Genomic DNA, 21,017 nt, shown 5'->3' on the forward strand with positions numbered 1-21,017 from the left:
GTTTATCTGGTTTATAATTAGTTGTCCTCGATTAAATCAAGTTCTACTTTAAGATTTTCTATAATAAATTTTTGGCGGTCTGGCGTATTTTTACCCATGTAAAAACTAAGCAATTGCTCTATAGACATTGCCTTGTCTAACATCACAGGTTCTAAACGAATATCATCACCAATAAAATGTTTAAACTCATCTGGTGAAATTTCACCCAAACCTTTAAATCGGGTAATTTCTGGTTTGCCAGTTAATTTTTCTATTGCTTCAGCTTTTTCTTCTGGACTGTAACAGTAATATGTTTGTTTTTTATTACGAACCCTAAAAAGAGGCGTTTGCAATATGTACAAATGATTTTCTTTTATTAATTCTGGAAAAAATTGCAAAAAGAAGGTTATTAAAAGTAATCTAATGTGCATACCATCTACATCGGCATCTGTTGCAATTACAATATTATTGTAACGCAAATCTTCCATAGACTCTTCTATGTTTAAAGCAGCTTGCAATAAATTAAATTCCTCATTCTCATACACTATCTTTTTAGACATTCCGTATGAGTTTAAAGGCTTACCACGCAAACTAAAAACAGCTTGTGTATTAACATCCCTAGATTTTGTTATAGATCCTGATGCAGAATCTCCCTCGGTAATAAATAAGGTAGACTCTAATCTTCTATCCTTTTTTAAATCTCCCAAGTGAACACGGCAATCTCTCAGCTTTTTATTATGCAGACTGGCTTTTTTAGCTCTATCTCTTGCAAGCTTACGAATACCAGACAAGTCTTTACGCTCCCGTTCTGCTTGTATTATTTTACGCTGTAACGCTTCTGCTGTTTCAGGGTTTTTATGAAGGTAATTATCTAGATACTTACCAACAAAATCATTTATATAAGTACGTACAGTTGGGTAGTTACCTCCCATATCTGTAGAACCAAGTTTTGTTTTAGTCTGACTTTCAAAAACAGGCTCCATTACTTTTATTGATACCGCAGAAATAATAGACTTTCGAATATCTGAAGCCTCATAATTTTTTCCGTAAAAATCCCTAATTGTTTTTACTATAGCCTCTCTAAAAGCAGATTGATGAGTACCTCCTTGTGTAGTGTGCTGACCATTAACAAAGGACTGATACTCCTCACTATATTGCGTTTTACTGTGCGTTATAGCTATTTCTATATCATCACCTTTTAAATGAATGATAGGATACAGTAAATCCTCAACATTATTATTATCCTCCAAAAGATCTTTAAGTCCATTTTCAGAAAAATATTTTTCACCATTAAAAACTATAGTCAACCCAGGATTTAGGTACACGTAGTTTTTAAGCATACGTACCACATACTCATTTCTGTACTTATAGTTTTTAAATATAGTTTCATCTGGTGTAAACGAAACTTTTGTGCCTTTTCTTTTAGAGCTATCTACAGGGCCTTCTTCTGCAACTAAATTACCTTGACTAAACTCAGCCCACTTAGATTGCCCTTCTCTAGATGATTCTACCTTAAAAAAGTTAGACAGTGCATTTACAGCTTTGGTACCTACACCATTTAAACCAACAGATTTTTTAAAGGCCTTAGAGTCATACTTACCACCTGTATTCATCTTAGATACTACATCTACAACTTTACCAAGCGGAATACCACGACCATAATCACGAACCTTAACTAAATTATCTTTTATGTTAATTTCTATGGTTTTTCCTGCACCCATTACAAACTCATCTATACAGTTATCTAAAACTTCTTTTAAAAGAATATAGATACCGTCATCTGCAGATGAACCATCGCCTAATTTACCAATATACATCCCCGGACGCATACGTATATGCTCTTTCCAATCTAAGGAACGAATATTGTCTTCAGTATATTTAGTATTGTCTGACATTGATTTAGGATAATTGCAGTTTGCACGCTAATATAGTAAGTGTTAGAAAAAAATGAAACACCTACAGCTTAAAGTAATTAACAATAGTACATTTAATTTTGTTGATATATAGAAATTAAGTAGTTACAATTAAGAAATAAGATAAAAAATTCATCATTTTAACTTTATAGCACAAAAAAATGCTGCAACAAGGTTACAGCATTTTAAAATATATTAGTTCCGTAAATAGTTACACATTAAATCTAAAGTGCATAACATCTCCATCTTTTACAATATACTCTTTACCTTCTACACGCATTTTTCCTGCTTCTTTAACTTTAGCTTCGCTACCGTAAGTAACATAGTCATTATAAGCAATAACTTCTGCACGTATAAAACCTTTTTCAAAATCTGTATGTATAACACCTGCAGCTTGTGGTGCAGTGGCACCAATTGGTATAGTCCAAGCTCTAACCTCTTTAACACCTGCAGTAAAATAGGTCTCTAAATTTAATAATTTATAAGCCCCTCTAATTAACTTAGCAGAACCAGGCTCTTCTAAACCTAAATCTTCTAAAAACATTTGGCGCTCCTCATAACTATCTAACTCTGTAATATCTGCTTCTGTACCTACTGCTAAGAAAATAACTTCTGCATTTTCTTTAGCTACAGCTTCTTTAACTTTTTCTACATATTCATTACCATTTACAGCTGCATCTTCATCTACATTACAAACATACATTACTGGCTTATCTGTAATAAACTGTAGTGGCTTAACATACTCTAAATGGTCTTTTTCTTCAACCTCTATAGCTCTAACAGAAACTCCAGCTTCTAATCCTTCTTTTAACTTTAAAAGAATAGCCTCTTCTTTCTGCGCCTCTTTATTTCCTGTTTTAGCAGTACGTTTTACTTTTTCTAGCTTTTTATCTACAGTTTCCAAATCTTTTAACTGCAATTCCATATCTATGGTTTCTTTATCTCTAATAGGATCTACAGAACCATCTACGTGTACAATATTATCATTATTAAAGCAGCGTAATACGTGTAAAATAGCATCAGTTTCTCTAATGTTTCCTAAAAACTGATTTCCTAAACCTTCTCCTTTACTTGCACCTTTTACAAGACCTGCAATATCTACAATCTCTACAGTTGCTGGCAAAACACGCTCTGGGTTCACCAATTCTTCTAATTTTTGCAACCTTGCATCTGGTACATTAACAACACCAATATTAGGCTCTATAGTACAAAACGGAAAATTTGCGCTTTGCGCTTTTGCATTAGATAAACAATTAAAAAGGGTAGATTTCCCTACGTTTGGCAATCCAACAATACCTGCTTTCATTTCAAATTCTATTTTTAGTGCCGCAAATATACCATTTATAAATTTTCAAGAACAAATAAAACGTTTTTCATTACCTTTAGATTTATAAAAACCTAAATATCAACCTATATGAAAAAAAATTGCATTCTTATTTTTAGTCTTTTATGCTTCTCGTTCGCGTTTAGTCAATCTACAATCACAGGTACTGTGGTAGATGATGAAGGAGCACCACTAGCCGGAGTAAACATTCTTGAAAAAGGCACAACAAACGGAACATCTACAGATTTTGATGGTAAATATACTATTGATGCCCAAGCAAATGCCACACTAATTTTTAGTTACATAGGCTTTACTACACAAGAAATAAGCGTTTCTGGTAAAACAACTATTAATGTAACCTTGTCTGAGGGTATGCTGCTAGATGAAATACAACTGGTTGGCTCTAGAAGCCCTAAGCGTACTGCAACAGACACGGCAGTACCAATAGATGTGTTAGATGTTGCAGAAATAGCCTCTAATACAGGAAAAGTAGAAGTTAACGATATTTTACAATACGCAGCTCCTTCTTTTAACGCAACAAAACAGTCGGGTTCTGATGGTGCAGACCATATTGTACCTGCTAGTTTAAGAGGTTTAGGCCCAGACCAAACACTGGTACTAGTAAACGGAAAAAGAAGACACCAATCTTCTTTGGTAAACATTTTTGGAACTAGAGGTCGTGGTAACTCTGGTACAGATTTAAATGCTATTCCTGCTTCTGCAATTAAAAGAATTGAAGTTTTAAGAGATGGCGCCTCTGCACAGTATGGATCTGATGCCATTGCTGGTGTAATAAATATTGTACTAAAAAATAACACTAACGGATTTTCTGGTGGAATTACATACGGAGCCTACAGTACTGCTATTGGAGATGGATGGGCAGAAGAAACAGGAGAAACTCTTTATAATGTTGAAGGTGAAAACAGACTGGATGGAAAAGAGAAAAATTTTGATGGAGAAACCACCAAAATAGATCTTAATTACGGTATGGCTCTTGGCGAAAATGGCGGTTTCTTTAATGTTACAACCGAATTTTTATCTAAAGAAAAAACACTTAGACCAGGATTTAGCTGGAGAAAAGGTTATGGTGGCGCTGCAATAGATGGTTTTAATTTTATGATTAATTCTGCAGTTCCTATTGATGAAAATACTGAAGTTTACGCCTTTGGTGGTAGAAACTATAGAGACACTAACGCCAATGCATTTTCTAGAGATGGTTTTGCGGATGGCGACAATAGAGCCGTACCTAGCTTATATCCAGACGGGTTTACTCCTCAAATTACATCATTAATTACAGATGTTTCTGTTTCTGCAGGTGTTAGAAGCAAAACTAAAAATGGATGGAACGTAGATTTTAACAATACTTACGGTAAAAACAACTTTCATTATTTTGTAAAAAATACAAACAACGCTTCTATGCAAGATGCTTCTCCTACGGATTTTGATGCAGGAGGACACTACCTTTCTATGAATACAACAGGATTAGAACTTAATAAGTATTTTGAAGATGTTGCAGCCGGTTTAAACGTTGCATACGGATTTGAATACCGCACAGAAAACTTTGGTATTTTTTCTGGTGAAGAAGCTTCTTACTCCTTATATGATGAAAATGGCGTAGTACTTACAAATCCTGCTACACAAACTGCAGCTCAAGACAGTAACGGAGATGATTTACCAGGAAGCTCGCAAGGTTTTCCGGGATACAGCCCTGCTAATGAGGTAGACCGCAGCAGAACCAATTACGGTATTTATGTAGATTCTGAGTTAAATGTTAGCGACCAATTTATGGTTGGTGGCGCCTTACGTTATGAAAACTATAGTGATTTTGGTAACACTTTTAACTTTAAACTAGCAAGTAGATATAAGGTTAATGATAATTTAGCTTTTAGAGGATCTGTTTCTACAGGTTTTAGAGCGCCTTCTTTAGCGCAACTATACTACAACTTAATATTTACAAATATTGTTGCTGGCAAATCTGTACCTTCTTTACTATCTGCTAATAACAGCACAGTAACAAAGGCTTTTGGAATAGGACGGTTAAACGAAGAAAAAGCAGTAAATGCTAGTTTAGGGTTTACTTATACAAATGGCGGTTTTTCTGCAACTATAGACGCTTATTCTATTGCTGTTGATGACCGTATTATTTTAACGGATAACTTTACAGACCAAACTGTACTTGGACCTTTAGGTGTAGATGCAGCACAATTTTTTGCAAATGGCGTAGATACCAGAACTACTGGTTTAGATATTGTGCTTAATTACACTACTGCAATTGGCGCAAACGGAAAAGCTAATATTGGACTAATTGGTAACTTTAATGATTTAGAGGTAAAAGAAATACACAATGGCAATTTAAATGAATTTACTTTCTTTGGACCTTTTTCTCAAGCTTATTTAGAAGCCGCTGCACCAGATTATAAATTTGGACTTAACCTAGGATATTCTACTCCTAAGTTTAACGCACAAGCTACTTTAACGCAGTTTAGCGAAGTAGAATTGCAAGATTTTCAGTGGGTAGATACACCTGCAACTACACAAGCAGAAGCAGATTTATTATACCCAGTAGCTACAGATATTTATGAAGCTGCACTAGTTGTAGATTTAAGTATTGGCTATCAGTTTTGTAAAAATTTAAAACTTACAGTTGGTGCTAATAACTTATTTAATGAGTACCCTACTCCACAATTTGATGGATGGACAGATCAAGGTGGTTTAGCAGATTCTGTACAAATGGGCTCAGACGGAACTTATATTTTTAGCAGAATAAACTTTAACTTCTAAGAGTAGATAATATACAAACACAAAAAAGCGAGGATATAATATCCTCGCTTTTTTTATCATAAATAATACGTAAAACTCTTTTACTACTACCCTTCTGGGTGCATAAAACGTTGCTTTGCTAAAAGTTCTTCTTCAGTTTCTACAATGTCATCATCCGGCACACAACAGTCTACAGGGCAAACAGCAGCACACTGAGGCTCTTCATGAAATCCTTTACACTCCGTACACTTGTCTGGAGATATATAGTAAATTTCATCACTAATAGGCTCTTGAGACTCTTCAGCATCAACCTCTTTACCATTTGGTAAAACAATTGTACCTTCTAAAGATGTACCATCTGCATATCTCCAATCGTCTGCACCTTCATATATTGCTGTATTTGGACATTCTGGCTCGCAAGCTCCACAATTAATACATTCGTCTGTTATTATTATTGCCATAATTTATATCAATTTTTAGACTGATATTTAATCAGTATATCTACTTTTGCACAAAGGTAAACCCTATTAAATCACTATACAAATAAAATGGCTAAACTTGAAGATAGAATAGTTGCTTTTTCTGAATTAGGAACTTTGTTTGCAGATTATTACGAATTTGCAAACTCAGAAAAACAAGAAGAAAATACAAATGAATGGGTCTTAAAATTACAAGACGCAGTACATACAGCTAGCTTACACAACGGTTGGTTTACTGAAGAAAATATTCTTTTTTGCTTAAAAAATTGGAGTAATTTATTAACTCAAAAAAACTTAAATAATTGGTTTAAGTCATATGACTTAAATTTATTGAAAATCAAAAAAGTAGCCATAATAATGGCTGGTAACATTCCGCTTGTTGGTTTTCACGATTTTTTAGCAACCATATTAACAGGTAATACCGCTTTAATTAAGTTATCATCTAACGATAAAATACTACTACCTTTTGTTTCTTCATTCTTAATAAAACAACTGCCAGAACTAGCAAACTCTATTACTTATGTAGACGGCAGATTAGAGGGGTTTGATGCTGTTATAGCCACAGGAAGTGATAATACTGCAAGGTATTTTGAGCATTATTTTGGTAAAAAACCAAATATTATAAGAAAAAACAGAAATTCTGTTGCAGTTTTAACTGGCAACGAAACCAATGAGCAATTAGAAAATCTTGCTGAAGACATATTTACCTACTATGGCTTGGGTTGTAGAAGTGTTTCTAAACTATTTGTTCCTAAAGGATATAATTTTGATGCTTTTTTTAAAGCAATGTACCCTAAACAAGACATAATACACCACGTTAAGTACGCAAATAATTATGATTACAATAAAGCTGTGTACTTAATGAGTGAATTTAATATTTTAGAAAATGGATTTTTGATGATTAAGGAAGATGAAAGTTACGCTTCTCCTATTTCTTCTGTTTTTTATGAGTATTATGAGTCCTTAGACACTCTAAAACAAAAGCTTACCAATGATAACAATAAAATACAATGTGTTGTTGCTAGTGGCTTGTTAGAGAATGAAGTTGCTTTTGGACAAACACAACAACCTAGTTTAACAGACTATGCAGATAATATAGACACTGTTGAATTCTTGTTGAAAACATCCTAGAATTAATTCAAATTAAAAAAGGTGTATTGTTATAAAATTTAGACCTTTACCTTATATTTAAATAAATTTAATAAAGCTATAAACAATTAAAAAACAATCAATTACTTATAGCTGCAAACATAAATTGGCTAGCAAACCAATTACAAACAAAACACATACTAATGAAAAAGCATAATTTTAGCGCAGGACCTTGTATTTTACCACAAGAAGTATTACTTAAAGCATCAGAAGCTGTTGTAGATTTTAATGGTTCTGGTTTATCGTTAATAGAAATATCTCACCGTAGTAAAGATTTTGTAACTGTTATGGAAACTGCACAATCTTTAGCATTAGAGCACTTAGGGTTAACAGACAAAGGATACAAAGCATTGTTTTTACAAGGTGGTGCTAGTATGCAGTTTTTAATGACTGCCTATAACTTATTAGAAACAAAGGCAGGCTACTTAAACACTGGTACTTGGAGTGATAAAGCTATTAAAGAAGCTAAAATGTTTGGTGAAATTGTAGAAGTAAGATCTTCTAAAGATAAAAACTACAACTACATACCTAAAAATTATATGGTTCCTGCAGATTTAGATTATTTTCATTTAACATCTAACAATACCATATTTGGAACACAAATTAAGGAGTTTCCTAAAACTAAAGTCCCTGTAGTTTGTGATATGAGTTCAGATATCTTTTCTCGTAAATTAGATTTCTCTCAGTTTGATTTAATCTATGCTGGGGCGCAAAAAAATATGGGCCCTGCTGGTACTACTTTAGTGGTTATAAAAGAAGATGTTCTGGGCAAAGTAACAAGACAAATACCTTCTATGTTAAACTACCAAGTACATATTAGTAAAGACAGTATGTTTAATACACCACCTGTTTTTGCTGTTTACACATCTATGTTAACAATGCAATGGCTAAAAGACCTTGGAGGTATAGAAGCTATTGAAGAAATAAACGATAAAAAAGCTCAGCTTTTATATTCCGAAATAGATTTAAACCCATTATTTAAAGGTTTTGCAGAAAAAGCAGACCGTTCTAATATGAATGCCACTTTTAATTTAACAGATGAAAAATTAAAAGAAACTTTTGATACTATGTGTAAAGAGGCTGGTATTAATGGTATTAATGGCCACAGATCTGTTGGCGGCTACAGAGCTTCTATGTACAATGCATTGTCTTTAGATAGCGTAGGTACTTTGGTAGATGTTATGAGCGACTTAGAAAGAAAAGCATAAATTGTTATAAATAATTTAAGATTACGTATGAAAAAAATATTAGCAAACGACGGTATATCACAAAACGGTATAGACGCATTAGAAAAAGCTGGTTTTAAAGTAATTACCACTACTGTAGCACAAGAACAGCTTGCTAATTATATTAATGAACATAAAATTGCTGGGTTAATAGTACGTAGTGCCACCCAGGTAAAAAAAGATATTATAGACAACTGCCCTACTCTAGAATTAATTGGTCGTGGTGGCGTTGGTATGGATAATATTGATGTAGATTACGCAAAAGAAAAAGGCTTACACGTTATTAATACACCTTCTGCTTCTTCTGCTTCTGTAGCAGAACTTGTATTTGCACATTTATACAATGGTGTACGTTATTTATATGATGCCAATCGTATAATGCCCTTAGAGGGTGATAGCAAGTTTAAACAACTTAAAAAGGCCTACGCTAAAGGTGTAGAACTAAGAGGTAAAACAATAGGTATTATTGGTTTTGGTAAAATTGGTAAAGCTACAGCCCAAATAGCACTTGGTGTTGGCATGAAAGTAATTTACCATGATACGCAGGTAGATGAAGCTACTGTTACAGTGCCTTTTTTTGATGGACAAACAGTTTCCTTTAATTTAAAAAACACACCAAAAGATACACTTTTAAAAGAATCAGATTTTATTACAGTTCATGTTCCTGCACAAGCAAATTACACTATTGCTGATAGTGATTTTGATAAAATGAAAGACGGTGTTGGTATTATAAATGCTGCTCGTGGTGGCGCTTTAGATGAAGTTGCACTTGTAGATGCTTTAGAAGAAAATAAAGTTGCTTTTGCTGGTTTAGATGTATTTGAATCTGAACCTAATCCTGAAATAAGAATATTAATGCACCCTAAAATTTCTTTAACTCCGCATATTGGCGCTGCTACTAATGAAGCTCAAAATAGAATTGGAGAAGAATTAGCTGCTCAAATTGTAAGTTTACTAAAATAAGTGCAGATTATCGGTTATTCTATAATAGCATTTATTTTTTTTGTAAATTGAAGCATTATTAAACATTAACTAAACAAATCAAATGTCAGGATTATTAGACTTATTAAATAGCCCAATTGGCTCGCAAATTATTAAAGGTGTTGCAGGACAGGCTGGAGAATCAGAACAAAAAACAGCAGGTGTACTTAGCATGGCACTACCTTTACTAATGGGTGCAATGAAAAAAAACACAGCTACTCCAGAAGGTGCGCAAGGACTTATGAGTGCTTTAACAAATAAACATGATGGTAGTATTTTAGACAACCTTGGAAGTTTATTTGGTGGCGGTGTAGATGACAATGTAATGAACGACGGTCAAGGAATACTTAACCACGTATTAGGAGCTAAACAACCACAGGTAGAAAATGCACTAAGTCAAAAAGCTGGTGTAAGTTCTGATACTGTTGCTACTATTTTAAAAGTTGCTGCACCACTTTTAATGGGTGTTTTAGGTAAACAAGCAAGAAACGAAAATGTTGTTGAGTCTAACGGTATAGGAAATCTTTTAGGAGGTTTACTAGGAAGTGATGAAAACAGCAATAAAGAACAATCTTTAATAGAGTCTTTTTTAGACTCTGACGGAGATGGTAGTATTTTAGATGATGTTGCCGGTATGGTTCTTGGAGGAAGTAACAAAGGTGGTGGTTCTGGAATTGGAGGCCTTTTAGGCGGACTTTTTGGAAAATAAACACGTTTTAACAAACTTATATAAGCCACTTGACAAAATCGAGTGGCTTTTTTTTTGTATATTAGAATAAATACAGATGCTATGAAAAAGAAAATTTATTTAGTTAGTTTATTAATTTCCGCTAACCTATTTCTAAATTGTACTAGTACCAAAGAAACTGTATTAATATCTGACGCAGAAAAAGATGTATTTGAACAAAAAAATGGAGACCCTGTTGTTATAGCTGATGATGAGTCTGAGTATGAAATAACAATTATAGACCCAGGTTTTAATGCTTGGCTAGTAAGTTTTGCTAGGCCAGAACAATACTATTCACAGAGTTATTTAGAAACAAGAAACCGTTTATATGTTACAGAATGGAACCAAAGAGTTACACAACCCTTTAGATTTAATCCAAATTTATATGAAATGCAAATTAACTATTCTGCAAACATAGATTATGGTTATGAAGTAAATTATAAACTCTACAATTACTTTATTTATTTTCAAAGAAAATACAATCAACGTCTAGGCCATTTTGTTCCTCGCATATAAGCTGTTATATTTGCGGTCGATTAAATGCTATTATGGAAAAATTAAAACAACGCTGGGGAATAGATTCTAATTTCGCCATTGTTATGATACTTATTGTATTTGCCCTAACAGGTTCTTCTTCTTTAAAAATTGCAAGACCTTTTCTGGACTTTATAGGCTTTACAAGAGAAATTTTCCCATCAGATTGGTATTTTTCAATTTTGTATTGGACAGTTCGTATACTAATTATATTTCCAATATATCAAATACTACTAGTTGCTTTTGGTTGGCTATTTGGTCAGTTCAAATTCTTTTGGGCTTTTGAAAAAAAGATGCTCTCTAGACTTGGTTTTGGTCGTTTTTTTAAATAAAAATTTGCAATAAATCCTCTAATAACAATTTATTAACCAAGTCTTAATCTTAAGGTTTTTGTTTGCTATATAGATACACTTTCTTTTGTAAAGTATTAGATAGTGTCCCCTAAATGCTAGTAAACCAAAATCAATTTAACGAACAACTGCTTTTAAAAGAAGTATATAAAGGCAATATAAATGCCTATGAGACTATATTTAACACATATTGGAAAAGACTTTATTTATACGCTTTTAAAGTTTACGAAGATGAGTCATTGTGTGAAGATATAGTACAAGAAGTTTTTATAAACTTTTGGGAACGCAGAGAAAGTTTAAATGTAAATAAACTAGAAAACTACCTTTTTAAATCTGTTAAATACAAAATGGCAAACGCCATTAGAGATTTAAAATTTACAAACATACACTTATCTAAGCTTTTAGATCTTCCATCAGACAGTTCTCAAGAAAACAGTGTAGAATATAAAGAACTCCAGCAAGAAATAAACTCTGTGATTGCTACACTACCCGATAAATGCAAAAAAGTATTTATTATGAGTAGGTTTGATGATCTTACAAATGCAGAAATAGCAGAAAAACTAAACTTATCTATACGCACTGTAGAAACGCATATTAGTAATGCTATTAAACACTTAAAAAATAATTTAAGCACCACTTCTCTTTACGCTAGCATTATTCTAATGTTAACTTAATATCACTAAAATAATCCGCAGATTAACCAATTGTTAAAAGGCTCATTTTTTAAAAAATTGCTTACGTGTACTCCTATGTTTTTGTGACTACCTAGTAAAAGCAATAACATTGAAGAAAGAAGAATTTATAAAAATTACAGAAAAGTTTGCTAAAGGTACAGCATCTAAAAAAGAAGAAAATATTGTTTCTACCTTTTTTGATTCATTACAAGATAAAGAAGTAAACACAGAAATTACTAATGAAGCACGAAAGCAAAAAATGTTTAACGCCATTAAGGCAAAAACCGTTAAGCAGTCTAAAAAAACAACTTTTGTGAAAATTGCTGCTGCAATAATACTATTTATAAGCTTAGGTACATTTGTTATACATACTATTACTAAAGAAACCATAGTAACCTATGCCACAGTAAAAGGAGAACGAAAAAATATAACGCTACCAGATGGAAGTTCTATTTTTCTAAATTCGAAAAGTAGTATTTCTTACGCTAAAGAATTTACAAATAACAGAAATGTAACACTAAATGGTGAAGCATTTTTTAAGGTTACTAAAGACAGCCTAAACCCTTTTAGCGTAGAAACTAATACCATAAAAACTACAGTATTAGGTACATCTTTTAATATAAGCTCCTACCCTAAAAACAATGCTAAAGTAACTGTAAACACAGGAAAGGTAAAGGTACAAATGATTACAGATTTAAGTAAACAACTGTTTTTAACAAAAAATCAAAGCGCTACTTATGTTTATGGTTCTTCTAATTTAGAAAAAAGCACAAGTAACTCTAACAATTACAATGCTTGGACCAAAAATACTTTGTGGTTTAAAGACAATAACCTAAAAGAAGTTTCAGAAAAATTAGAGAACTGGTTTAATGTAAAAATTACAATTAAAGACCAAGATTTAGAATCACTAAAACTTACGGGTACTTATAAAAATCCAAAATTAATTGAGGTATTGGAAAGTATTAAATTCCTAAAAAACATTGAATATACTATTACAAACAACCAAATAACAATTCTAAAAACTAAAAAAGAAGAAATGCCTATGTAACACAAATAAAAAAACCCATTTCTGCGGGAACAGTAATGGGCTATAATGAATCTTCAAGCCTAAAACTTGAAAAAAACTTTAATAAAGACTTATCAGTTAACACTAAAAAGCCAAAATGAAATCAAATTTACAAAAAAAGCTAATGAAAAAACTCAAATCATATATAAAACTATATTTTGTCATTAGTCTTGTATTAACATCCAACATAGTGTTGGGTTTTAATCAACCAGAAAAAATATCAGTAATTTTAAATAAAGTTAGTTTAGACAAGGTTTTTAAAGCAATAGAAAACAAAACAGAATACACCTTTGTTTATGATAATAGCATTGTTAAATCTACTACCAAAAAAAACTACAATTACACTAATACTACACTTAAAGAAATATTAGCAAAACTTAGTGAAGAAGAAAAAATTGCGTTTAAAGTTATTAATAAGACAATAACTGTTGCTAAAAAAACCGAACAGTTAAAGACAATTAAAGGAATTGTTATTGATAAAGATAACATACCATTAGCTGGAGCAAGTGTGCTTATTAAAGGAGCTAAAACTGGCACAACAACAGATTTTGATGGTAAATTTTCTTTAGACATTAATGTGCAAGCTACCACCCTAATTGTTAATTATATGGGGTTTGAGTCTAAGGAAATTACAACAGATAACCGCTCTTTTTACCAAATAATTTTAGAAGAAAACGTTAATGCCTTAAACGAAGTAGTTGTAACAGCTTTGGGTATTAAAAGAGAAGAAAAAAAATTAGGTTATGCACAACAAACCGTTAAAGGAGAACAATTAACAGACGCACGCCCTAATAACTGGTCTGATGCTTTACGCGGAAAGGTTCCTGGTTTAAATATTCAATCTTTAGGCGGACCATTAAATTCTCAAGAGATAAAGTTAAGAGGAGACAGCTCTTTAAATCCAGGCAACAATGCTGCTTTGGTTGTTGTAGATGGTGTTCCTGTTACTAGTGGTTTAGCATCTACAGGTGCAAGTAATTCCTATATGGGAGGTGATGCATCTAACGATACGCCTGTAGATTTAGGTAACGGAATATCTGACCTTAACCCTGAGGATATAGAAAGTGTATCTGTATTAAAAGGCGCTGGCGCAGCTGCTTTATACGGTTCTAGAGCAGCAAACGGTGTAGTTATCATCACAACAAAATCTGGAAAAAAACAACAAGGCTTAGGAATTACGTATAGTTCTAATACCAAGTTTGATGTAGTTACTAGATACCCAGATTACCAATATAAATATGGACAAGGTAGTGGTAAAGGAAGCTATCTAAAACCAGATGGTAGTACTTACTACACTTACGGAGCTTCTGAAGACGGAAAAAGTACCGCTGGTAGTAGTAGTGCTTTTGGTCCTAAGTTTGAAGGGCAATATTATTTTCAGTACGACCCAACTGTTGAGGGACAATCATTAGAGCGTCAATTGTGGCAACCATACAAAAATAATAGAAGTGATTTTTGGCGTGTAGGTAGCACACTAACTCAAAATTTAGCAATTCAGGGTGGTAATGACAAAGGAAGTATGCGTGCATCTCTTACACATTCTAAAAATGAATGGATTATGCCAAACACTGGTTTTAATCAGCTTTCAATATCTGTAAATAGTAAATACCAAATAACAGATAACGTAAAAATTAGTTCTGTTGTTAATTATAGAGACAGAAATAGTGATAACCTTCCTGGAACTGGTTACAACAACCACTCTATAGCTTATTTTATGATTTTTCAGAATCCTAATGTAAACTTAGATTGGTACAGACCTATTTGGAAAAAAGATAAAGAGGGTTTAAGTATGATAAGACCTTATAGTAGTTATATAGACAACCCTTACGGTATTGCATATGAGGTAGAAAACACATTAGAACATGATGCTGTTACTGGTAACATACGTGCAGATATTAATCTTACTCCTAAGTTAGATTTAATGCTGAGAACCTCTTTAAACTCTTACAACAAAAATGCAGAACAACGTAGACCATATGATATAAACAGGTATAAAACTGGTTATTATAAAACAACTAGTATTTTTAAAAGAGAAGTTAATTCTGATTTTTTACTTACCTATAATAACAATATTAAAAACATAGACTTAAATGCTTCTGTAGGTGCAAATGCAATGGTTTACAAGTACAACAGATTAGATTCTTGGACCGTTGGTTTAGAAACACCTGGCATTTACAACCTTGTTAATGGTACAAACCTTTTTACAAATGAGTATGAAGGAAATGAAAAAGTAAATAGCCTTTACGGAATGTTATCATTAGGCTTTAATAATAAGTTATTTTTAGATATTACCGGACGTAATGACTGGTCTAGTACATTACCAAAAGAAAACTGGTCGTTCTTTTACCCATCTGCAAATGCCAGCATACTTTTAAATGAAATATTTACACTACCAGTTGCTATAGATTTTGCTAAACTTCGTTTTTCTTACGCTAAAGTTGGTAATGATGCACCACGTTATAGCACTAAAAAATACTTTGGCAGAAGCGGTTATGAATTTGCGAGTTCTGCAGTGGCACCTACTACTTTATATAATACAGAATTAAAGCCAGAGCAAACTACAAGTTATGAGGCTGGTTTAGATCTTCGCTTATTAAAAAACAGATTAAGTTTAGATGCTGCTGTTTATGAAACGTTTACAGATAATCAAATTTTAAAAGTTCCATTAGCGCAAAGTAGCGGTTATAGTTACGCTTGGATTAATTCTGGCGAAGTACGCAATAGAGGTGTAGAATTGTCTTTAAAAGCAACTCCTGTAAAAACTAAAAACTTTAACTGGAATACTACAATGACGTGGTCTACTAATAAAAGTAAAGTAATGAGTTTAGATGACAGACTAGAAGGCAAATTACAAATGATGAGCTCTTCTAATGCTAGGCTTGTTGCTAAAGAAGGTGAATCTGCAACAGCTTTATACGGTAGAGGTTTTGAAAGAAATGAAAACGGAGATATTTTATACACAGACAATGGTTACCCTATAAAAACTGATGATGACATTTATATAGGAGAAACTACTCCAGATTGGCGTGCGGGCTTCATTAATTCTTTTAAATACAAAAACCTTAGACTTAATATGGTCATAGATGGCCAATATGGAGGTGTAATTTACTCTCACACACACCATAAATTAACTCAGCAAGGAAAACTAAAACACACTTTACGTGGTCGTGAAGAAGGTGAACTTATAGGCAAGGGTGTTGTAGATAACGGAGATGGTACTTACAGACCAAACACTACTCCTTTACCAATTGCGGTGTATTATGATAAGCATTATGAACGTGTAAATACAGAAGCCAATAGTTTTGATGCTTCTTTTGTAAAGTTAAGAGAGGTTAGTTTAGAATATAAAGTTCCTGCTAAATTTTTAAAATCGCTATTTATATCTAGCGCTAGTTGTTCTGTTTACGGAAGAAACTTGGGCGTATGGACAGACTTTCCTATTTATGATCCAGAAGTTGCTGCACAGGCAGGTGGCACAAATATTTTTACAGGTGTAGAAGTAGGACAATTACCTGTTGCAACAGAATTTGGGTTTAATGTAAAATTAGGATTATAACACATAACAATATATACTATGAAAACTATAAAATTTTTACTTTTTTCAAGTTTAATCTTAGTGCAACTAATTTCTTGTACATCAGATTTTGAAGAAACAAATACAGATCCAAACAAACTAGAAAACATAACAGCTGGTAGCGCCATTAATCCAATTATTTATTCCTTAGCAGTACGTAATGCTAATGAAGCTCGTAATAACAATTTTGGCCTAATGCAGGTTTTTTATAGAATAGATGATTTATCTGGACAACCATTTTTATATGACTTAAGAACAGATATAGGAGCCTCTTTATGGAGAGATTATTACAAAGCGCTTACCAATATTGTAGAAATGGAAAAAGCTGCTGTATTAGAAGAAAAAGTAAACTACCAAGCGGTTGCTTTAACCTTAAAAACCTATGCTTTCTCTATACTAACAGATACTTTTGGTGATATTCCTATGACCGAAGCTTTACAAGCTGAAACTGGTATTCTTTTCCCTAAATTTAGTACACAAGAAGAAATATACACACAGTTATTAGCAAATTTAGAACAGGCTAATAATTTGTATGATACATCTGTGGGTATGGTTTATGAAAATGATATTCTTTTTGATAATGATGTAACTAAATGGCAAAAGTTTACAAACTCATTACGCTTACGCTTACTACTACGTATTTCTGGTAAAAAAGACACTTACCAAGAAATGGTTTCAATACTAAATAACCCTAGCAAATATCCTGTTTTTACTTCTAATGAAGATGCAGCTGTATTAAACGTAACAGGTGAAGCCCCTAATCTATCTCCTTGGGACAGAGCTTCAGATTTTGGTTTATTTAGGTATTATGGCGATTTTTTTATAGATAATTTAAACAAATTTAACGACCCGCGTAGAAGCATATACGCTACACCAGCAAGAGGTATAAATGATGAAGATTTAGGATACATTGGTCAACCTATAGATTTTAGTAATAATCCGTTACCAGACAATATTGCTAGTGCTTCTGGTATAAACCAAGAGCAAATAATAGCTCCAATGATTATTCCTCTTATGACATATTCAGAAGTAGAATTTATTAAAGCTGAACTAGCACAAAAAGGCTATTTAACTAATGCAGAAATTGCTTATAACAACGGTGTTACTGCTGCTATAGAATTATGGGGTGCAGAGGTTCCTAGTGACTATTTTAACAATTCAGATGCAGCTTACAATAATACGCTAGAACGCATAATGTTACAAAAATACTACGCTTTATATTTAACAGATTATCAATCTTGGTTTGAGCACAGAAGAACTGGGTTTCCTGTTTTGCCTACTACTGATGCTATGTTTAATGACAAAAAAATGCCAAGTCGCTTTTTCTATCCAATTGCTGCTAGTACTTTAAATAGCGACAATTACCAAGAAGCTGTAAACCGTATTGGAGGCAATGAAATTAATGTAAAAGTTTGGTGGGATAACAACTAAAAAGCACATAATGGAAAATAGAAGAAAATTTTTAAAAAAATTAGGAATTACTGCTGGTGGTATATCTACAATTGGTGGCTTATCTCCCATTTTTGCAAATACCAAAGAGCAATTAGTAACCAATAAGCCTATTAAAATTAATGGGCGAGTTACTACAAATGGTAAAGGTGTTGCTAATGTTCAAGTTACAGACGGACAGCAAATTGTGCTTACAGACCAAAATGGTAATTTTAATTTTTTAAGCAATAACAACAGTAAGTTTGTATACATTACACAACCTGCAGGGTATAAAATAAACCAACTAGACAATGGTTCTGCAGATTTTTTTAAACCTATAGATGCTACTAAAAAAAATAATGAATTTTTGTTTCAGCTAACACCTAGTGTAGTTTCAGATAATGAACATCATTTTTTATTACTTGCAGACCCTCAAATACAAAGTAAATATGAGGCCCAGCAATTGTTAGACGTTGCTACACCAGATTTTATTAACACCGTAAAAGATATAAATCATCCTAATACATTTGGTATTGGATGTGGCGACTTAGTTTTTGATAAACTAGAATTATTTAAAGACTATAACCAATCTATAAAAAATACAAATGTACCTTTTTACCAAGTTATTGGTAATCATGATATGGATTTAAATGTGCGTAGTGATAAAATGACAACAACTACCTTTGAATCTCTTTTTGGTCCAACATACTACTCTTTTAATCGTGGAGAAATACACTATGTTGTTTTAGACGATGTATTTTTTATTGGTCAGGATAAAAAATACATTGGTTATATAAATGAAGAACAACTTGCTTGGTTAGAGCAAGACTTAAGTTTTGTAGAACCAGGAACAACAGTTGTGGTATCATTACATATACCAACTTATACCGGTGCAGTACGCCGTTATCCAGAAAGAGATGTAATGGGAGGTGTTGTTAGTAACAGAGCATATTTATACAAAATACTAGAACCTTACAATACTCATTTAATGTCTGGTCATACTCATTTTAATGATAATATGGTTGCTAAAAACAGGTTTGAGCATTGTCATGGAACCGTTTGTGGTGCTTGGTGGAGTGGCCCTATTTGTTGGGACGGAACTCCTAGTGGCTATGGCGTATACTCTGCAAAAGGTTCAGATTTTAAATGGTATTATAAATCTATTGGACACGATAAAAATTACCAGTTTACAGTCTATAAAAAAGGAGAACATCCAGACCATAAGGATAAATGGTGTTTAAATGTGTGGAACTGGGATCCGGAATGGCAAATTTGTTGGTATGAAGACGGAATTAAAAAAACTGACGTATCTAAAATTATGGCTTTAGATCCGCTTAGTATTAAACTACATACTGGACCAAAATTACCTAAAAGAAGATCCTGGGTAGAGCCACAACTAAATGATCATATGTTCTTTTTTACCCCAAATGAAAAAGCAAAAACTATTACTGTTGAGGTTACAGATAGGTTTGGAAATAAATACTCACAAACAGTATAACATTACAAAAACATTATGAAAAAACATATAATTATAAGTGTATTATGCGCTGCTTTTACTGCAATAAGTTGCCAAACAGAGGCAATAGACACAACAGAGGACGCTGTAGCCACCCTTCCTAATACAGGTATTAACTACGTAGATGAAAGTGCTTTTATAAACTCTTTAAGTACAGAAACTTTCCTTAACCCAACAGATATTAGCCTAAACAGGAATGCTACAACTGCTGGCTACAACCAAGTTTATGGTTTTAATATTCCAGAAGATAACCAAGTATTAGGTTTTAAATGGAATACTGGTGACCAAAACACTACAGATTGGAGACCACAAGGAATAACAGGTTTTACGTGGAATCAAAAACGATTTTTACTAACAACTTGGTATGGTATTGGTCCATCTAATATAGACGGAGTTGAAAACCAACATAAAGGAGTTAGAATTTCTTTAGTAGATATCACAAACCCAAGCAGCATAACTTACCGCCATATACTATTAGTACAAGACAAAAACAACATTAGTAACCCTAAGTTATTTAAGGCTACAAATAGTTATGATCAATTAAATTTGTTTGCACCAGTTACCATACACGCTGGTGGTGTAGCTTATGCAAATCAGAAAATATATGTAGCTTCTACTAGTTTAGGATTACGTGTTTTTGATTTAAATAATATTATAGCTGCTAGTTCAGACAATACCAAAAACAAAATTGGCCAAGACGCAAACGGAGATTTAAAAGCTTTTAATTATGGGTATATTTTACCGCAATCTGGATATTATGATATTTTAGATGGAGATCCTTTTTCTTGTGTATCATTAGGAGAAAACACCACTGGTAATAATATGCTTTACACATCACAATATAAAACTAGTAACAGCAGTATTATACCTTCTGTTTACGGGTTTAACCTAAAAAGCAATGGAGATATTGATACTTACATACCGGCAGAAATAAGTGTTCCTAAAGATAATGCATCAGGTAATAACGGACCACTATACAACATACAAGGTGTTTACAGAAAAGATAGCACAAGTGTTTTTGCTGTTACAGGTAAAAGTAGTTATAAAGGTTCTACAGCAAGATTAGTGCGTTACACAGACGGTGATGCATCTGGAACAAGATATAGATGGCCACATGGAGCTGAGGATTTTTACCTTGAGAAAAGCACAGGCTTATTATGGAATTTAACAGAGTATGAAACCTCTAAGTATGGCGAAGAAAACAGAACAGTATTTGCCGTACGTTACTCTGACTATGATTAATTTTTAGTTTTTTCGTTAATAATTGTCTACAGCCCTTAGAGTATTTTCTTAAGGGCTTAGATTTAAATAAAAACTTTAAATAAGGTCATTTAATA

At 32.8% G+C, this 21,017-nt stretch carries 16 protein-coding genes; 13 read left to right on the top strand and 3 right to left on the bottom strand.

Annotated elements, in window-relative coordinates:
- Positions 1 to 17: 17 nt before the first annotated feature.
- Both CELLY_RS14995 and ychF read right to left on the bottom strand, forming a co-directional pair.
- Complete coding sequence (locus CELLY_RS14995; protein ID WP_013622545.1) at positions 18 to 1,874, bottom strand: DNA topoisomerase IV subunit B; 1,857 nt, start codon at positions 1,872 to 1,874, stop codon at positions 18 to 20.
- A 229-nt stretch (positions 1,875 to 2,103) separates the two neighbouring features.
- Positions 2,104 to 3,198 (bottom strand): redox-regulated ATPase YchF, encoded by a 1,095-nt coding sequence (gene ychF, locus CELLY_RS15000; RefSeq protein ID WP_013622546.1) that lies wholly within the window; start codon positions 3,196 to 3,198, stop codon positions 2,104 to 2,106.
- A gap of 108 nt (positions 3,199 to 3,306) precedes the next feature.
- On the opposite strand from ychF, the gene CELLY_RS15005 reads away from it, so the two are divergent.
- Positions 3,307 to 5,997: a TonB-dependent receptor gene (locus CELLY_RS15005; protein ID WP_013622547.1), complete on the top strand. Its 2,691-nt coding sequence runs from the start codon at positions 3,307 to 3,309 to the stop codon at positions 5,995 to 5,997.
- A gap of 86 nt (positions 5,998 to 6,083) precedes the next feature.
- On the opposite strand, the gene CELLY_RS15010 is transcribed toward CELLY_RS15005, so the two are convergent.
- Positions 6,084 to 6,437 (bottom strand): 4Fe-4S dicluster domain-containing protein, encoded by a 354-nt coding sequence (locus tag CELLY_RS15010; protein WP_013622548.1) that lies wholly within the window; start codon positions 6,435 to 6,437, stop codon positions 6,084 to 6,086.
- 87 nt (positions 6,438 to 6,524) lie between these two features.
- Here CELLY_RS15010 and CELLY_RS15015 point away from each other — a divergent pair, with 87 nt between their 5' ends.
- From CELLY_RS15015 to CELLY_RS15070, 12 genes are all read left to right on the top strand, one after another.
- Complete coding sequence (locus CELLY_RS15015; protein ID WP_013622549.1) at positions 6,525 to 7,586, top strand: acyl-CoA reductase; 1,062 nt, start codon at positions 6,525 to 6,527, stop codon at positions 7,584 to 7,586.
- 161 nt (positions 7,587 to 7,747) lie between these two features.
- Positions 7,748 to 8,812: a 3-phosphoserine/phosphohydroxythreonine transaminase gene (serC, locus tag CELLY_RS15020; RefSeq protein ID WP_013622550.1), complete on the top strand. Its 1,065-nt coding sequence runs from the start codon at positions 7,748 to 7,750 to the stop codon at positions 8,810 to 8,812.
- 27 nt (positions 8,813 to 8,839) lie between these two features.
- Positions 8,840 to 9,793, top strand: a complete 954-nt coding sequence (locus tag CELLY_RS15025) for an NAD(P)-dependent oxidoreductase (RefSeq protein WP_013622551.1) — start codon at positions 8,840 to 8,842, stop codon at positions 9,791 to 9,793.
- An 82-nt stretch (positions 9,794 to 9,875) separates the two neighbouring features.
- Positions 9,876 to 10,520, top strand: a complete 645-nt coding sequence (locus CELLY_RS15030; protein ID WP_013622552.1) for a DUF937 domain-containing protein — start codon at positions 9,876 to 9,878, stop codon at positions 10,518 to 10,520.
- Between the two features lie 81 nt (positions 10,521 to 10,601).
- Complete coding sequence (locus CELLY_RS15035) at positions 10,602 to 11,054, top strand: DUF6146 family protein (RefSeq protein ID WP_013622553.1); 453 nt, start codon at positions 10,602 to 10,604, stop codon at positions 11,052 to 11,054.
- A gap of 32 nt (positions 11,055 to 11,086) precedes the next feature.
- Entirely contained in the window at positions 11,087 to 11,404 is a 318-nt protein-coding gene (locus CELLY_RS15040; protein WP_013622554.1) for a DUF6787 family protein, read from the top strand.
- A 113-nt stretch (positions 11,405 to 11,517) separates the two neighbouring features.
- The gene (locus tag CELLY_RS15045) at positions 11,518 to 12,096 is read left to right on the top strand and encodes an RNA polymerase sigma-70 factor (protein ID WP_013622555.1); all 579 of its coding nucleotides are present in this window, start codon (positions 11,518 to 11,520) and stop codon (positions 12,094 to 12,096) included.
- Positions 12,097 to 12,205: 109 nt separating this feature from the next.
- A complete protein-coding gene (locus CELLY_RS15050) occupies positions 12,206 to 13,144 on the top strand; it encodes a FecR family protein (protein WP_013622556.1) in 939 nt (312 codons plus the stop codon).
- 115 nt (positions 13,145 to 13,259) lie between these two features.
- Entirely contained in the window at positions 13,260 to 16,718 is a 3,459-nt protein-coding gene (locus CELLY_RS15055) for a SusC/RagA family TonB-linked outer membrane protein (protein ID WP_052306525.1), read from the top strand.
- A gap of 18 nt (positions 16,719 to 16,736) precedes the next feature.
- Positions 16,737 to 18,167, top strand: a complete 1,431-nt coding sequence (locus CELLY_RS15060; protein WP_013622558.1) for a SusD/RagB family nutrient-binding outer membrane lipoprotein — start codon at positions 16,737 to 16,739, stop codon at positions 18,165 to 18,167.
- A 10-nt stretch (positions 18,168 to 18,177) separates the two neighbouring features.
- On the top strand, positions 18,178 to 19,662 hold the full coding sequence (locus tag CELLY_RS15065) for a calcineurin-like phosphoesterase C-terminal domain-containing protein (RefSeq protein ID WP_013622559.1): 1,485 nt from the start codon (positions 18,178 to 18,180) through the stop codon (positions 19,660 to 19,662).
- A 15-nt stretch (positions 19,663 to 19,677) separates the two neighbouring features.
- Positions 19,678 to 20,922: a hypothetical protein gene (locus tag CELLY_RS15070; RefSeq protein WP_013622560.1), complete on the top strand. Its 1,245-nt coding sequence runs from the start codon at positions 19,678 to 19,680 to the stop codon at positions 20,920 to 20,922.
- Positions 20,923 to 21,017: the final 95 nt, after the last annotated feature.

The organism is Cellulophaga lytica DSM 7489 (assembly GCF_000190595.1).
Lineage (GTDB): Bacteria > Bacteroidota > Bacteroidia > Flavobacteriales > Flavobacteriaceae > Cellulophaga > Cellulophaga lytica.

Bases quoted from the DNA above. Each gene is read 5' to 3' on its own strand.
- serC (WP_013622550.1), top strand. From the start codon at position 7,748: ATGAAAAAGCATAATTTTAGCGCAGGACCTTGTATTTTACCACAAGAA.
- CELLY_RS15010 (WP_013622548.1), bottom strand. From the start codon at position 6,437: ATGGCAATAATAATAACAGACGAATGTATTAATTGTGGAGCTTGCGAG.
- CELLY_RS15025 (WP_013622551.1), top strand. From the start codon at position 8,840: ATGAAAAAAATATTAGCAAACGACGGTATATCACAAAACGGTATAGAC.
- ychF (WP_013622546.1), bottom strand. From the start codon at position 3,198: ATGAAAGCAGGTATTGTTGGATTGCCAAACGTAGGGAAATCTACCCTT.
- CELLY_RS15065 (WP_013622559.1), top strand. From the start codon at position 18,178: ATGGAAAATAGAAGAAAATTTTTAAAAAAATTAGGAATTACTGCTGGT.
- CELLY_RS14995 (WP_013622545.1), bottom strand. From the start codon at position 1,874: ATGTCAGACAATACTAAATATACTGAAGACAATATTCGTTCCTTAGAT.
- CELLY_RS15035 (WP_013622553.1), top strand. From the start codon at position 10,602: ATGAAAAAGAAAATTTATTTAGTTAGTTTATTAATTTCCGCTAACCTA.
- CELLY_RS15060 (WP_013622558.1), top strand. From the start codon at position 16,737: ATGAAAACTATAAAATTTTTACTTTTTTCAAGTTTAATCTTAGTGCAA.
- CELLY_RS15055 (WP_052306525.1), top strand. From the start codon at position 13,260: ATGAAATCAAATTTACAAAAAAAGCTAATGAAAAAACTCAAATCATAT.
- CELLY_RS15070 (WP_013622560.1), top strand. From the start codon at position 19,678: ATGAAAAAACATATAATTATAAGTGTATTATGCGCTGCTTTTACTGCA.
- CELLY_RS15040 (WP_013622554.1), top strand. From the start codon at position 11,087: ATGGAAAAATTAAAACAACGCTGGGGAATAGATTCTAATTTCGCCATT.
- CELLY_RS15045 (WP_013622555.1), top strand. From the start codon at position 11,518: ATGCTAGTAAACCAAAATCAATTTAACGAACAACTGCTTTTAAAAGAA.
- CELLY_RS15015 (WP_013622549.1), top strand. From the start codon at position 6,525: ATGGCTAAACTTGAAGATAGAATAGTTGCTTTTTCTGAATTAGGAACT.
- CELLY_RS15030 (WP_013622552.1), top strand. From the start codon at position 9,876: ATGTCAGGATTATTAGACTTATTAAATAGCCCAATTGGCTCGCAAATT.
- CELLY_RS15005 (WP_013622547.1), top strand. From the start codon at position 3,307: ATGAAAAAAAATTGCATTCTTATTTTTAGTCTTTTATGCTTCTCGTTC.